The following is a 13,284-nucleotide window of genomic DNA, read 5'->3' as shown; positions in this document are numbered from 1 at the left end:
TCGTTTCGGCGTTTCGATGAGTGGCTCAACCGCCAGCTCGAAGAGTGCGCGCGCAATGCCGGCACGGACGTGGACACCTATGTCGCGCGTGCTGTCGCAGCACAGATGGTCGCCGACCAGATGCGCACCAAGGTCTCCGCGAAAGAACTGCTTACCCACCTGTCCGAATCAGGGGTGCTCGTCAGCGATTCCATGCCGGATGTGTCGACGATTGTCACCGACCCCGATCGACTGAACTCACTGCGTTCGACCGGCTTGCTCGACTCACCTCCGGACCCGGCCTACGACCGGATCACTCGAGCGGCCGCAGAGGCGCTGGGGACCCCGTTCGCGGCGGTGAGCCTGGTCGATGCCGACCGTACGTTCTACAAGAGCACCGCCGGGATGGGGAAGCTCTCCGTCGAGGAACGAGCGATGCCCTTCGACCAATCCATCTGTCAGTACACCGTGGCCGATGGAGCCGCGCTGGTCATCGAAGATGCGCGAACCGACCCCGTGTTCATGAACCACCCGGTGGTCCGTGGCGGCGCGATGGCCGCCTACCTCGGTATCCCCTTGATCGATCAGGACGGCCTCGCGATCGGCACGCTGTGCGTGTCGGACAGCAAGCCGAGACAGTGGAGTACCGGTCACGTCCAGATTCTGAGCGATTTGGCGCAACTGACCGTGGAGCGGATTTTCGCCAACCCCCCCCACTTCAAACGCTTGAGAGTAGACGTTCAGCAAACCCGGGTTTCACCCGCTCGCAAGCGCGCATTGTCAACGGTTGCCCTAAGTGCGCTTTTTGACATTCAGGTCGGTACAGTGCATCTAGCATAGTTGCCAGTTTTGTCCGAGAGAGTGATAAATGCAGCTTACCGCGGATGCCTCGGAGCACGAGCCTAGTAGCCGTCCGACGGTGCCGCGGTTGCAGGTCGTGCCGGCTCCATCTCCCAATCCGGCACCGCGCTGGGTCGAGGTTCTCCGCGTCGATCCGTGGTATTCGGCGATCACCGTGGCGATCGACGCCGTCCTGGCCGCAGCCGCGGTGGCACTGGCCCAGTGGTGGATTCCCGGCGAGATGGAGCACGAACGCAACATCGCCCTGTTCTCGTGGCTGTTCGTCCCGATGCTGCTGTTGGTGATGGCCACCCGGTCGATGTATCGACAGAAGCTGAATGAGGGGTTCCTGGACCAGTTCGAGCCCGTGGCAACGTCGATCGCGGTGGCCGCCCTGGCGACGTTGACCCTGATGGTGATCCTGGTGCCTCGTCTCCCGGTCGGAGAGGTCCTCACACCCTACGTTCGCCCGAGCGAGCTCGTCCTGAAGATCTGGGTGTTCGCCGCCATTCTCATTCCCGTGGTACGCCTGGCCCGGTCGTTGGTGAACCGCTGGCTGCGAAGGAGGTTCGAAGTCGGCAGGCCGGCCTTGGTCGTCGGCTCCGGCCCGGTCGCCCATCAGCTCATTTCCCGCATGCGTCAGATCCGGGACTACGGCATGTGCCCGGTCGGCTTGTTGGACGACACGCGACCCAAAGACGCGGAGATGTTCGACGTCCCGTACCTGGGCAGTACAAGCGATCTCGAGAGCGCCGCGCGCGCCACGCGAGCCGAGGAGCTCATCATCGCTCCCTCGCCGTTGCCCGACGAACAGCTTGCGCGCACCGCGCAATTGGCCCAGGAACTCGGGCTGCGTGTGCGGGTGGTGCCACGCTTGATGGACTCGGTCGGTAGCGGCACCCGAATCGAGCACATGGGTGGCGTCCCGCTCATGGTGCTGACCCACGTCAATCCGAAAGGCTGGCAATTCGCCGTCAAGCATGGTGGTGACCGCGTCGCCGCGCTGGTCGGACTCGTGCTCATCTCGCCGTTGCTGGCTGTGCTCGCGATGGCGGTGAAGTTCAGCTCACCGGGCCCGATCTTCTTCGCTCAGGAGCGGATCGGACGCGACGGAAAGGTCTTCGGGTGCCTGAAGTTCCGCACCATGCGTCTCCCCGACAAGGCCGGTGCGAGTTTTGAACCCGAGGAGGGCACGGCGCCGGGCGGGGTCGAGGGCGAGGATCGCCGTACCCGGATCGGGCGCATCATGCGCAAGGCATCGCTGGACGAACTGCCTCAACTGATCAACGTGCTGCGCGGTGAGATGAGCCTGGTGGGGCCGCGCCCCGAGCGGCCGGAGTTCGTCGAACTGTTCGAGATGCACGTGCGCCGCTACGGCCAGCGGCACCGGGTGAAGGCAGGCATGACGGGCTGGGCCCAGGTGCACGGATTCCGGGGACAGACGTCGATCGCAGACCGTGCCGAATGGGACAACTACTACATCGACAACTGGTCCCTGCTCTTGGATTTCAAAATCCTGATCCTCACCGTGCTGGCGGTCCTGCGGCCGGCAGAAGACTGAGCACGAAAAACAAGAAACCCCCGACACATTCGTGTTCGGGGGCTTTCCTTGCGGTCCGGCCTATTTGGCCTTCTCGAGAATCTCGACCAGCCGCCAGCGCTTGGTCGCCGACAGCGGACGCGTCTCCATCAGCGACACCCGGTCGCCGATGCCTGCGATGTCGTCCTCGTCGTGTGCCTTGACCTTCTTGGTGGTGCGGATGATCTTGCCGTACAGCGGGTGGCTCTTACGATCTTCCAACTCGACCACGATGGTCTTCTGCATCTTGTCCGACACCACGTAGCCGATGGCCGTCTTGCGGCGGCCACGCTCCTCGTCCTTGCGCGGGGTGTACTTGGGCCCTTTTGCAGTGTTCTCAGCCATTTTTACGAATCCTCACCCACGGGTCCGGAGGCCAGACCCAACTCACGTTCACGCAGCACGGTGTACACGCGCGCGATTTCCTGACGCACCGTGCGAAGCCGGCGGTTGTTCGACAACTGGCCGGTCGCCATCTGGAAGCGCAGGTTGAACAACTCTTCCTTGGACTCGCGCAGCCGTTCCTTCAGTTCGTCGTCGGTCAGCTCGCGCAGCTCGCCCGGCGTCACTCCCACTGCCATCAGAAGTGCTCCTCTCGGGTAACGATGCGTGCCTTGATCGGCAGCTTGTGGATCGCACGGGTCAGCGCCGCCCGGGCGGTCGCCTCATCGGGGTAGCTCAACTCGAACAGCACGCGGCCCGGTTTGACGTTGGCCACCCACCACTCGGGTGAACCCTTACCCGAACCCATGCGGGTTTCGGCCGGTTTCTTGGTCAGCGGGCGGTCCGGGAAGATGTTGATCCACACCTTGCCGCCACGTTTGATGTGCCGGTTGATCGCGATACGCGCGGACTCGATCTGCCGGTTGGTGATGTAGGCGTGCTCGAGCGCCTGGATGCCGTAGTCGCCGAAGCTGACCGTCGTGCCGCCGCTGGCGATGCCGCGTTGCCTCGGGTGGTGTTGCTTACGGTGCTTGACCTTACGGGGAATCAACATGATTCAGCTCTCCGTTTTTTCTGTGGGCGTCTCGACCGCTGCTGCGGCCTGCGAAGCCGCGGCGTTGTCTGCCACGCTGCCGGCCGGAGCCGTGCCGCTCTCGGAACCGCCGGTGGCGGCCCGGCCGGCCTCGGTGCTCGTCGCGGTGGTGCCGGATGCGCCGCTGCGACGGGGCCGGGTGCCCGAAGGACGCTCACGACGCGGACGATCCGCACCGGCGGGCACGGCGGCGGCGAGCTCACGCTTGCCACCGACGATGTCGCCCTTGTAGATCCACACCTTCACGCCGATGCGGCCGAAGGTGGTCTTGGCCTCGTACAGGCCGTAATCGATGTCGGCACGCAGCGTGTGCAGCGGCACGCGGCCTTCGCGGTAGAACTCCGAGCGGCTCATCTCGGCGCCACCGAGGCGCCCCGAGCACTGCACGCGAATTCCCTTGACGTTGGGCTGGCGCATCGCGGACTGGATCGCCTTGCGCATGGCGCGGCGGAAGGCCACGCGGTTGGACAGCTGCTCGGCAACGCCTTGCGCCACCAGTTGCGCCTGCGACTCGGGATTCTTCACCTCGAGGATGTTCAGCTGCACCTGCTTGCCGGTCAGCTTCTCCAAGTCGGCGCGAATACGGTCGGCCTCCGTGCCGCGGCGGCCGATCACGATGCCCGGCCGCGCGGTGTGGATGTCCACGCGCACGCGGTCACGGGTGCGCTCGATCTCCACGTCGGCGATGCCGGCGCGCTCCAGACCGGTGGCCAGCAGCCGCCGGATCGCGACGTCTTCCTTGACGTAATCCTTGTACTGCTTGTCGGCGTACCACCGGGACTTCCAGTCGGTGGTGATACCGAGCCGGAAGCCGTGGGGATTGATTTTCTGGCCCACTACTCCGAGCCCTCCTTCGAATCGGACGCTTCAGCAGTCGATTTCTTGGGCGCCGCCTTCTTGGCGGGCGCCTTCTTCGCGGGCGCCTGCTCTGCGGCTTTGTTGGCGGGAGCCTTCTTGGCTGCTTCAGCGCTCTTGGCCTTACTGCCCTGTGCGCGACGCGCCCGGGCCGCGCTGGCCGACTGACCGCCGCCACGCTGCTCCTGGCTCACCCTGCTCTCCACGATCACCGTGATGTGGCTGGTGCGCTTGCGAATCCGGAACGCACGGCCCTGTGCCCGCGGCCGGATGCGCTTGGCGGTCGGCCCCTCGTCGGCGTAGACGGTCGCGACCACGAGGGTGGACGGATCCAGGCCCTCGTTGTTCTGCGCATTGGCCGCCGCGCTCGCGATGACCTTGGCGACCGGCTCGCTGGCCGCCTGCGGAGCCCACCGCAGGATGTCCAGCGCTTCGGCCACCGACTTGCCGCGCACCAGGTCGATGACGCGGCGGGCCTTCGTCGGCGATACGCGCACAAAGCGCGCCTTCGCCGTCGCGGACGGATATTCGATCGCTGTAGTCATTAGCGCCTCTTCGCCTTCCGGTCATCCTTGATGTGACCCTTGAAGGTGCGGGTGGGGGCGAACTCGCCGAGCTTGTGCCCGACCATCGCCTCGGTGACGAACACCGGGACATGCTTGCGGCCGTCATGCACCGCGAAGGTGTGCCCGATGAAGTCAGGGATGATGGTCGACCGACGCGACCAGGTCTTGATGACCTGCTTGGTGTTCTTCTCGTTCTGCGCGTCGACCTTCTTCAACAGATGGTCGTCGACGAACGGACCCTTCTTCAGGCTGCGTGGCATATTCCTTGTACCTGCCTAGTCTCAGCGCTTCTTGCCGGTGCGCCGGCGACGGACGATGAGCTTGTTGCTCGCTTTGTTCGGCTTGCGGGTGCGGCCTTCCGGCTTGCCCCACGGGCTCACCGGGTGGCGACCACCGGAGGTCTTACCCTCACCACCGCCGTGCGGGTGGTCGACCGGGTTCATCACGACACCGCGGACGGTGGGGCGCTTGCCCTTCCACCGCATGCGGCCGGCCTTGCCCCAGTTGATGTTCGCCTGCTCGGCGTTGCCGACCTCGCCGACGGTGGCGCGGCAGCGCACGTCGACGCGGCGGATCTCACCCGAGGGCATACGCAACGACGCGTAGGTGCCTTCCTTGCCCAGCAACTGGATGCTGGAGCCGGCCGAGCGCGCCAGCTTGGCACCGCCACCAGGCCGCAGTTCCACCGCGTGCACCAGGGTGCCCGCGGGGATGTTGCGCAGCGGCAGGTTGTTGCCCGGTTTGATGTCGGCGTTGGGACCCGACTCGATGATGGTGCCCTGCTTCACCCCTTCGGGGGCGATGATGTAGCGCTTCTCCCCGTCGAAGTAGTGCAGCAGTGCGATGTTCGCCGTGCGGTTCGGGTCGTACTCGATGTGCGCGACCTTGGCGTTGACGCCGTCCTTGTCGTGGCGACGGAAGTCGATCACCCGGTAGGCGCGCTTGTGCCCACCGCCCTTGTGCCGGGTGGTGATGCGGCCGTGCGCGTTTCGGCCACCCTTGCCGTGCAGCGGTCGAACCAGCGACTTCTCCGGGTGGTCGCGGGTGATCTCAGCGAAGTCGGAGACGCTGGCACCGCGGCGACCGGGGGTCGTCGGCTTGTACTTGCGAATTGCCATGATTCTCTAGGTCTTCCTCCGTCGCCGGCCTGACGAAATCAAGCCGGTGCTCCGAACAGGTCGATGGGCTTGCTACCCGCGGCCAGCGTCACGATGGCGCGCTTGGTGCTCTTGCGCTTCCCGTAACCGGTGCGGGTGCGTTTGCGCTTGCCCTGCCGGTTGGCGGTGTTCACCGAGTCGACCTTGACACCGAAGATCTTCTCGATGGCGATCTTGATCTGTGTCTTGTTCGAGTCGGGATGCACGATGAACGTGTAGACGTTGTCCTCGATCAGCCCGTACGACTTCTCGGAGATGACCGGCGACAGGATGATGTCGCGGGGGTCAGTGACGGTCGCCATCAGGCCGACACCTCCTCTTTCGCAGTCTGGTTGGCGCTGATGTAGGCGTTGAGCGCCTCGACGCTGAAGATCACGTCGTCAGCATTCAGCACGTCGTAGGTGTTGAGCTGGTCGGGCGAAAGCACGTGCACGCCCGGGAGATTGCGCACGCTCTTGGCGCTGACCTCGTCGGCGCGCCCGATCACCACGAGCACCTTGTTCTTCTCGAGCTTGCGGTCGCCGACCAGCGTGGTCAGGAACGCCTTGGCGCTCTTGGTCGACGGCGCCTGGCCCTCGACGAGTTCGGTGACCGCGTGGATCCGGTCATTGCGGGCCCGGTCCGACAGCGCACCGCGCAGAGCGGCCCGGATCATCTTCTTCGGCGTCCGCTCGCTGTAGTCGCGCGGCTTGGGGCCGTGCACGGTGCCACCGCCGGTGAACTGCGGCGCCCGGATCGAGCCCTGGCGCGCACGGCCGGTGCCCTTCTGCCGGTAGGGCTTCTTACCGCCGCCGCGGACTTCACCGCGTGTCTTGGTGGAATGCGTGCCCTGCCGCGCCGCGGCCAGCTGCGCGGTGACCACCTGGTGCATCAACGCGATGTTCACCTCGACGTCGAACAGCTCGGCGGGCAGCTCGACGGAGCCGTCTTTCGTCCCCGCAGGCGTGTGGACATCTACTTTGAGAGCCATTACTTCTCGCTCCTCTTGATCGCGCTGCGGACCATCACGAGCCCGCCGTTACGGCCGGGGATTGCGCCCTTGATCAACAGCACACCGTTCTCGGCATCGACCTTGTGCACCAACAGGTTCAGCGTCGTCACGCGGTCGTTGCCCATCCGGCCCGACATGCGCGTGCCCTTGAACACCCGGCCGGGCGTGGCGCAGCCACCGATGGAACCGGGGCGGCGGTGCACCGCCTGTGCGCCGTGGCTGGCGCCCTGGCCGCGGAAACCGTGCCGCTTCATCGTGCCGGCGAAACCCTTGCCCTTGCTGGTGCCGGTCACGTCGACGTAGGTGCCGTCGGCGAAGATCTCGGCGGTCAGCTCCTGGCCGACCTCGTATTCGGCGGCGGCGGACTCGTCATCGAGCCGCAGCTCGGCCAGATGCCGGCGCGGGTTGACCCCGGCGGCCGAATACTGGCCCGTGACAGGCTTATTGACCTTGCGCGGGCTGATCTCACCGTAGGCCAACTGCACCGCGCTGTAGCCGTCGCGCTCCGGCGTGCGGATGCGCGTCACAACATTGGGCCCGGCCTTGACGACCGTCACCGGCACGACCCGGTTGTTCTCGTCGAACACCTGCGTCATGCCCAGCTTGGTGCCCAGAATGCCTCTTCTAGCCATGTCCGGGTCTCCTACTGGATGTTGACGTCGACGCTGGCCGGCAGATCGATGCGCATCAAGGCGTCAACGGTCTTGGGCGTCGGGTCGAGGATGTCGATCAGCCGCTTGTGGGTGCGCATCTCGAAGTGCTCCCGCGAGTCCTTGTACTTGTGCGGGGACCGGATGACGCAGTACACGTTCTTCTCGGTCGGCAGCGGCACAGGACCAACCACGCTGGCGCCGGTTCTGGTGACCGTTTCCACGATCTTGCGCGCCGAGGCGTCGATCGCCTCGTGGTCGTAGGCCTTGAGCCTGATGCGGATCTTCTGTCCCGCCACGCTTCTCCTACCTCACTCATACTGGGCCCGGAAATGGGCCGCTCTCACCGGCGCAGTCACGCTGCTATGCCGCCGCTGTTCTTCTGTCTGTGGTCCACCGGTACCCGCGGTCGGGTGTGTCGCCCGCACACGCTCGTCCGCTCCGAAAATCTTCGCGATCGAGATTGGCACCGGATGCGCCCGGTTGGGCGCCGGTCGTATGCCCTGGCCACGCGGTCCGAACAGGCACCGTCCCGGCTCAAGGCAACCCGAACAGTATGCCCTAGAAAACGGCACGCTCCAAATCCCTGGCCACGGGATACCCGGTTGCCCGGCGCTGAGCCTGCGGGCCCACCCTACCCGTGACGAAAGCGGTGCCGCCGGGCTCGGTTCAGCCCGCGCTCGAGGCGTACCTCAGCTTCCCAGTCCGGCCCAGAACGCACATTGGTGTTTGCGCTCGAAATCGGTGACGACGCGGTTGCCCTCCGGTTCCAGCCACATCCGCTCACCCGCCGGTCCGCTGGTCAACTCCGGCCAGCCGGGGCCTGGTGATCCGGTCGCGACGAACCGCGACCAGTAGTCGACCATCTCCTCGGACAACCGTTGTTGGGCGGCATCCAGCGGTGGCGCGCCGCCGACGTCGAACAGGTAGCGCAACTCCAGGGAATGCGCCGCGCCGACCGGGAACGGCGCCTCGCGCAACGGTTCGGGCGCGGGTGCGCCGCGGTCGCCGAACTCGTAGGCATAGACGGGTTGGTCGACAAGGGCGTCGGCCATCCGGTCGGCCACGCAGGCGTATTCGGCCGCCGTCACCGCCGCCGAATACGCCAGCGCAACGCTTCCGCCATACCGTTCGGGCGGATACCGCGCCGCGACGGCCGGCCCGTGCGGCCCGAACGCCTCGGCGAGCAGTTCGGGGTAGCTCCCGGCATCGAATGGCCGCCCGCGCAACGCCTGCAGCGCCGCGAACAGCGTGTGTTCGTCTTGTGTGGTGCCGATCAACACGGGCACCCGGGCAGCCTTACCGCCGGTGATGGCAGTGAACGAGTTCTCGGGCAGCGCCTCGGTTCCCGCCACCGGGCCGCTCAGGCGTTCGGTCCCGAACCGCGCGTACATCAGCGGGGCCTGCAACCGATCGGCGGGCACAGACCGTAGGCAGTCCGCGGCGAGATGAGGATCCCCGCATCCGATATCGGCTGCGTACGCGGTGCTGGCCTGCTGGGCGGCCGGCAGGTCGTACTGCGCTTGACATGGCGCACTCTGGATGATCGCCGCGCTGAACAGTCCCCGGGACCCCGGTGCCACGAGGTGGTCACACACCGCCATTCCGCCTGCCGATTCACCCGCGATCGTGACCCTGTCCGGGTCCCCGCCGAATCCGGCGATGTTGTCGCGAACCCACCGCAGCGCCGCCTGCTGGTCGGCGAGGCCGTAGTTGCCGACATCGCCGCCCGAACCGAACGCCGGGTGGGCGAGAAAGCCCAGCGCCCCGAGGCGATAGTTGATCGTGACGACGACGACGCCGCGGCCGGCCAACCGCCGCGCGGGGTAGATGTCGCCGCTGCCGTTCAGGAAGCTCCCGCCGTGGATCCACACCATCACCGGCCGCGGTTCGTCCGACGGCGGCGGGGTCCAGACGTTGAGGGTCAGGCAGTCCTCGCTGGGCGGGCGTCGGTCGACGTCGGAGCTGGTGTCCTGGATGCAGCGCGCACCGGGGCGCGTCGCGTCGCGAAATCCCGGCCACGCCGCGACCGGTGCTGGCGGTTGCCAGCGCAGCGCACCGAGAGGCGGTGCGGCGTAAGGGATTCCAGCAAAGTACCGATGGTCGTCGGCGACGGTACCGCGGACCGCGCCCGCGGCGGTCCGCACGACCCCGGGGTCGGCTGGCACATTCACCGCGGCGGTCCCGCCCTGGGCGCAACCGGACAGCGCGGCCGCCAGCAGCGCGAGCGCCGCCGCCGCGCGACAAACGCCGCGCCGGACAGTCGGGCCGCCCCTTCCACTCGCCACCTCGCGAGCGTACTGAGGCGGCCCGAATCCCCCGGCCCGGACCATCGCTTAGAGTGCATAGTTGACAGCTGTCAAGTATGACCCCGAGCGAGGGAAACATGAGCACGCCGATCATCGATGACGCCGCCAAGGTGCTGGCCGACCCGAAGGCCTACACCGACGAGGCGGGCCTGCACGCCGCGTTGACCCACCTGCGCAAGCACGCCCCGGTGTCCTATGTCGACGTGCCGGACTACCGGCCGTTCTGGGCCGTTGCCAAGCACGCCGACATCATGGCGATCGAGCGCGACAACGAGCTCTGGATCAATGCACCGCGCCCGATGCTCGTGACGGCCGCGACCGACGATCTGTCGCAGGCCAACCTCGCCGCCGGTGGCGGACTGCGGACGTTGATCCACATGGACGACCCGCTGCACCGCGACATCCGCAAGATCGGCGCGGACTGGTTCCGGCCCAAGGCGATGCGCGCGCTGAAGGCCCGCGTCGACGAGCTGGCCAAGATCTACGTGGACAAGATGGTCGAAAAGGGTCCCGAATGCGACTTCGTCCAAGAGGTCGCGGTGAACTTCCCGCTCTATGTGATCCTGTCGCTGCTCGGCCTGCCCGAGTCCGACTTCGGCCGCATGCTCAAGCTCACCCAGGAGATGTTCGGCGGCGACGACGACGAGTTCACCCGCGGAAAGAGCGCGCAGGAACTGCACGAGGTCATCACCGACTTCTTCCGCTACTTCACCGCGCTGACCGCCGAACGCCGGGCCAACCCCACCGACGATCTGGCCTCGGCGATCGCCAACGCCAAAATCGACGGGGAGTACCTCAACGACGTCGACTGCCTGTCCTACTACGTCATCGTCGCCAGCGCGGGCCACGACACCACGAGCGCGGCGATCTCGGGCGGCCTGCTGGCGCTGATCGAGAACCAGGACCAGCTCGCTCGATTGAAGGCCGAGCCGGAGCTGATGGGCACCGCGGTGGAGGAGATGATCCGCTGGACCACCCCGGTCAAGGAGTTCATGCGCACCGCCACGGCCGAGACCGAGGTGCGCGGTGTGCCGATGAAGGCGGGCGAGTCGGTGCTGCTGTCCTACGTCTCGGCCAACCGCGACGAGGACATCTTCGACGAGCCGTTCCGCTTCGATGTCGGCCGAGACCCGAACAAGCACCTCTCATTCGGCTACGGCGTGCACTTCTGTCTCGGCGCCGCTCTGGCACGGATGGAGATCAACAGCTTCTTCACCGAGTTGGTGCCACGGCTCGATTCGATCGAGTTGGCCGGCGACCCGGAGTTCATCGCGACGATCTTCGTCGGCGGGCTCAAGCACCTGCCGATCAGATACTCGCTGCGCTGACAACCGGTCCACCGCGGTGATGGCGTCCACCCTCGCGGCGCGAAGTGGCGTCGGTCACATAGACTGCGCTTGACACCCGTCAAGTCGTTCCCGAGGAGCTTCATGAGCACGCCGACGATGGACCAGAAATCACAGGAAGCCGCGAAGGTCTTCGCCGATCCCAAGGCGTATGCCGACGACGATCGGCTGCACGCCGCGCTTGCTCATCTGCGGGCCCACAACCCGGTCCCCTATGTGGACCACCCGCCGTACCGGCCGTTCTACGCCATCACCAAGCACGCCGACATCATGGCGATCGAGCGCGACAACAACCTGTGGCTGAGCGAGCCGCGGCCGCTGCTCGCGACCGCCGAGGCCGACGATCTCGCCAGGGCGCAACTGGAAGCGGGTATGGGCCTGCGAACACTCATCCACATGGACGATCCCCACCACCGCGATGTCCGCAAGATCGGCGCGGATTGGTTCCGCCCCAAGGCGATGCGCGAGTTGAAGGTTCGTGTCGACGAGCTGGCCAAGCGCTACGTCGACAAGATGCGCGACATCGGTCCCGAATGCGACTTCGTCGAGGACATCGCGGTGCACTACCCGCTCTATGTGATCCTCTCGCTGCTCGGGCTGCCCGAGGAGGACTTCCCGCGCATGCTCAAGCTCACCCAGGAGATCTTCGGCGGTGACGACGAGGAGTACCAGCGCGGCACCACCCCTGAGGAGAAGCTGCAGACAGTGGTCGAGTTCTTCGCCTACTTCGGCGAACTGACCGCTTCGCGCCGGGCGAACCCGACCGATGACCTCGCCTCGGCGATCGCCAACGGAACCATCAACGGTGAGCCGTTGTCGGAGGTCGACACCGCGTCGTACTACGTCATCGTGGCCACCGCGGGCCACGACACCACCAAGGACGCGATCTCCGGCGGTCTGCGCGCGCTGATCGACAATCCCGACCAACTCGCACGGCTACAGGCCCAACCGGAATTGATGGGGACCGCGGTCGAGGAGATGATCCGCTGGACCACCCCGGTCAAAGAGTTCATGCGCACCGCAGCCGAAGACACCGAGGTCCGTGGCGTACCGATCGCCAAGGGCGAATCCGCCTATCTCGCTTACGTATCCGCCAACCGTGACGAAGAGGTTTTCGACGAACCGTTCACGTTCGACGTGGCCCGCGACCCCAACAAGCACCTCTCGTTCGGCTACGGGGTGCACTTCTGCCTGGGAGCCGCGTTGGCACGGATGGAGATGAACAGCCTGTTCACCGAACTGCTGCCGAGGCTGGACTCGATCGAACTGGCCGGCGAACCCGAACTAGCCGCGACGGTGTTCGTCGGGGGCCTCAAGCATCTTCCGATTCGCTACTCGCTGAGGTGAGCTCGCGCGGCTTCTTCGCGTGGGTGGCCAGGAAACCGTCGACGGAGGCCTCCGCGCACGCGCGGTAGTCGAAGTCGGCCACGGTCGACAGCTTCCCGAGTATCAACGGGCCGATCAAAAGTGCGATGGTCTGGATCCGGTCCACCTCGTCGAGTTCCTCGGCCGCCTGGGCACCGTCGAGGATCGCGTCGAAGGGCGCCGAGTACAGCGCGATGATGCGTGACCTCAGGGTGCCCACGGCATCCGAATCCGACTGCTGCACTTCGGAATACGTCCCCACGTCGGGACCGGACGCCATCCACGTCATGGCGGTCATCATCGCGGGCACCTCGGCGATCGACTCCGCCCACCCGACCACGACCGCGATCAGCCGCTCGCGCAGGCTGCCCTCCGACGGCGGCATAGGCGCGGGGTTGAGCAGGCTCATGAACGCCGCCGCCATCAAGTCGTTGGCGCTGGGGAAGTGGCGATACAGCGTGGCCCGCGCGACGTTGGCGGTTCGGGTGACCGCGTCGATGGTGACCGCGCTCGGGCCGCCCGCCCGCAGCAGCGTTGTCGCCGCGTCGAGCAGGCGGGCACGCGACCGGGCCGGCCTCGGGTCGGTACTTGCCCCGCTCATCGTTTAACCC

Annotated in this window: 17 protein-coding genes; 4 read left to right on the top strand and 13 right to left on the bottom strand. The window is 66.3% G+C overall.

From position 1 onward, the window contains the following. Positions 1–69: 69 nt before the first annotated feature. The gene (locus RMCN_RS04570) at positions 70–819 is read left to right on the top strand and encodes a GAF domain-containing protein (protein ID WP_234787570.1); all 750 of its coding nucleotides are present in this window, start codon (positions 70–72) and stop codon (positions 817–819) included. 28 nt (positions 820–847) lie between these two features. Continuing rightward, a complete protein-coding gene (locus RMCN_RS04565; protein WP_064415519.1) occupies positions 848–2,380 on the top strand; it encodes a sugar transferase in 1,533 nt (510 codons plus the stop codon). Positions 2,381–2,440: 60 nt separating this feature from the next. Here RMCN_RS04565 and rpsQ read toward each other — a convergent pair whose 3' ends face one another. From rpsQ to RMCN_RS04505, 12 genes are all read right to left on the bottom strand, one after another. After that, the gene (rpsQ, locus tag RMCN_RS04560; RefSeq protein WP_064345598.1) at positions 2,441–2,743 is read right to left on the bottom strand and encodes a 30S ribosomal protein S17; all 303 of its coding nucleotides are present in this window, start codon (positions 2,741–2,743) and stop codon (positions 2,441–2,443) included. A 2-nt stretch (positions 2,744–2,745) separates the two neighbouring features. Then, positions 2,746–2,979: a 50S ribosomal protein L29 gene (rpmC, locus tag RMCN_RS04555; protein WP_064345597.1), complete on the bottom strand. Its 234-nt coding sequence runs from the start codon at positions 2,977–2,979 to the stop codon at positions 2,746–2,748. Further along, on the bottom strand, positions 2,979–3,395 hold the full coding sequence (gene rplP, locus RMCN_RS04550; protein ID WP_059101353.1) for a 50S ribosomal protein L16: 417 nt from the start codon (positions 3,393–3,395) through the stop codon (positions 2,979–2,981). The genes rpmC and rplP overlap by 1 nt, the downstream gene beginning before the upstream one ends. A gap of 3 nt (positions 3,396–3,398) precedes the next feature. Further along, on the bottom strand, positions 3,399–4,271 hold the full coding sequence (gene rpsC / locus RMCN_RS04545; protein WP_064345596.1) for a 30S ribosomal protein S3: 873 nt from the start codon (positions 4,269–4,271) through the stop codon (positions 3,399–3,401). Further along, a complete protein-coding gene (rplV, locus tag RMCN_RS04540) occupies positions 4,271–4,834 on the bottom strand; it encodes a 50S ribosomal protein L22 (RefSeq protein WP_064415518.1) in 564 nt (187 codons plus the stop codon). Before rplV ends, rpsC begins: the two co-directional genes overlap by 1 nt. Continuing rightward, positions 4,834–5,115, bottom strand: a complete 282-nt coding sequence (rpsS, locus tag RMCN_RS04535; protein WP_007167837.1) for a 30S ribosomal protein S19 — start codon at positions 5,113–5,115, stop codon at positions 4,834–4,836. Before rpsS ends, rplV begins: the two co-directional genes overlap by 1 nt. Before the next feature lie 21 nt (positions 5,116–5,136). Then, complete coding sequence (rplB, locus tag RMCN_RS04530) at positions 5,137–5,973, bottom strand: 50S ribosomal protein L2 (RefSeq protein WP_064345594.1); 837 nt, start codon at positions 5,971–5,973, stop codon at positions 5,137–5,139. 38 nt (positions 5,974–6,011) lie between these two features. Further along, positions 6,012–6,314: a 50S ribosomal protein L23 gene (rplW, locus tag RMCN_RS04525; protein WP_064400118.1), complete on the bottom strand. Its 303-nt coding sequence runs from the start codon at positions 6,312–6,314 to the stop codon at positions 6,012–6,014. Next, complete coding sequence (gene rplD / locus RMCN_RS04520; RefSeq protein WP_064415516.1) at positions 6,314–6,982, bottom strand: 50S ribosomal protein L4; 669 nt, start codon at positions 6,980–6,982, stop codon at positions 6,314–6,316. The genes rplW and rplD overlap by 1 nt, the downstream gene beginning before the upstream one ends. Beyond that, positions 6,982–7,635 (bottom strand): 50S ribosomal protein L3, encoded by a 654-nt coding sequence (gene rplC / locus RMCN_RS04515; RefSeq protein WP_064345591.1) that lies wholly within the window; start codon positions 7,633–7,635, stop codon positions 6,982–6,984. Before rplC ends, rplD begins: the two co-directional genes overlap by 1 nt. Positions 7,636–7,646: 11 nt before the next feature. After that, positions 7,647–7,952: a 30S ribosomal protein S10 gene (rpsJ, locus tag RMCN_RS04510; RefSeq protein ID WP_003883485.1), complete on the bottom strand. Its 306-nt coding sequence runs from the start codon at positions 7,950–7,952 to the stop codon at positions 7,647–7,649. Positions 7,953–8,345: 393 nt separating this feature from the next. Beyond that, on the bottom strand, positions 8,346–9,986 hold the full coding sequence (locus tag RMCN_RS04505; protein ID WP_067387622.1) for a carboxylesterase/lipase family protein: 1,641 nt from the start codon (positions 9,984–9,986) through the stop codon (positions 8,346–8,348). Positions 9,987–10,039: 53 nt separating this feature from the next. On the opposite strand from RMCN_RS04505, the gene RMCN_RS04500 reads away from it, so the two are divergent. Further along, entirely contained in the window at positions 10,040–11,290 is a 1,251-nt protein-coding gene (locus RMCN_RS04500) for a cytochrome P450 (RefSeq protein WP_067387621.1), read from the top strand. A 102-nt stretch (positions 11,291–11,392) separates the two neighbouring features. Continuing rightward, positions 11,393–12,655 (top strand): cytochrome P450, encoded by a 1,263-nt coding sequence (locus RMCN_RS04495; RefSeq protein WP_067387620.1) that lies wholly within the window; start codon positions 11,393–11,395, stop codon positions 12,653–12,655. On the opposite strand, the gene RMCN_RS04490 is transcribed toward RMCN_RS04495, so the two are convergent. Further along, positions 12,621–13,274, bottom strand: a complete 654-nt coding sequence (locus tag RMCN_RS04490) for a TetR/AcrR family transcriptional regulator (protein WP_067387619.1) — start codon at positions 13,272–13,274, stop codon at positions 12,621–12,623. The genes RMCN_RS04495 and RMCN_RS04490 overlap by 35 nt on opposite strands. Between the last annotated feature and the right edge of the window lie 10 nt (positions 13,275–13,284).

Source organism: Mycolicibacterium novocastrense (assembly GCF_001570485.1).
In the GTDB taxonomy this organism is placed as follows: Bacteria; Actinomycetota; Actinomycetes; order Mycobacteriales; family Mycobacteriaceae; genus Mycobacterium; species Mycobacterium novocastrense.
This window is presented reverse-complemented; position numbering and strand designations above follow the sequence as displayed.

Coding starts and splice junctions, on each gene's coding strand:
- RMCN_RS04565 (WP_064415519.1), top strand. CDS start 848: ATGCAGCTTACCGCGGATGCCTCGGAGCACGAGCCTAGTAGCCGTCCG.
- rpsQ (WP_064345598.1), bottom strand. CDS start 2,743: ATGGCTGAGAACACTGCAAAAGGGCCCAAGTACACCCCGCGCAAGGAC.
- rpmC (WP_064345597.1), bottom strand. CDS start 2,979: ATGGCAGTGGGAGTGACGCCGGGCGAGCTGCGCGAGCTGACCGACGAC.
- rplP (WP_059101353.1), bottom strand. CDS start 3,395: ATGTTGATTCCCCGTAAGGTCAAGCACCGTAAGCAACACCACCCGAGG.
- rplV (WP_064415518.1), bottom strand. CDS start 4,834: ATGACTACAGCGATCGAATATCCGTCCGCGACGGCGAAGGCGCGCTTT.
- rpsS (WP_007167837.1), bottom strand. CDS start 5,115: ATGCCACGCAGCCTGAAGAAGGGTCCGTTCGTCGACGACCATCTGTTG.
- rplB (WP_064345594.1), bottom strand. CDS start 5,973: ATGGCAATTCGCAAGTACAAGCCGACGACCCCCGGTCGCCGCGGTGCC.
- rplW (WP_064400118.1), bottom strand. CDS start 6,314: ATGGCGACCGTCACTGACCCCCGCGACATCATCCTGTCGCCGGTCATC.
- rplD (WP_064415516.1), bottom strand. CDS start 6,982: ATGGCTCTCAAAGTAGATGTCCACACGCCTGCGGGGACGAAAGACGGC.
- rplC (WP_064345591.1), bottom strand. CDS start 7,635: ATGGCTAGAAGAGGCATTCTGGGCACCAAGCTGGGCATGACGCAGGTG.
- RMCN_RS04505 (WP_067387622.1), bottom strand. CDS start 9,986: ATGGTCCGGGCCGGGGGATTCGGGCCGCCTCAGTACGCTCGCGAGGTG.
- RMCN_RS04500 (WP_067387621.1), top strand. CDS start 10,040: ATGAGCACGCCGATCATCGATGACGCCGCCAAGGTGCTGGCCGACCCG.
- RMCN_RS04495 (WP_067387620.1), top strand. CDS start 11,393: ATGAGCACGCCGACGATGGACCAGAAATCACAGGAAGCCGCGAAGGTC.
- RMCN_RS04490 (WP_067387619.1), bottom strand. CDS start 13,274: ATGAGCGGGGCAAGTACCGACCCGAGGCCGGCCCGGTCGCGTGCCCGC.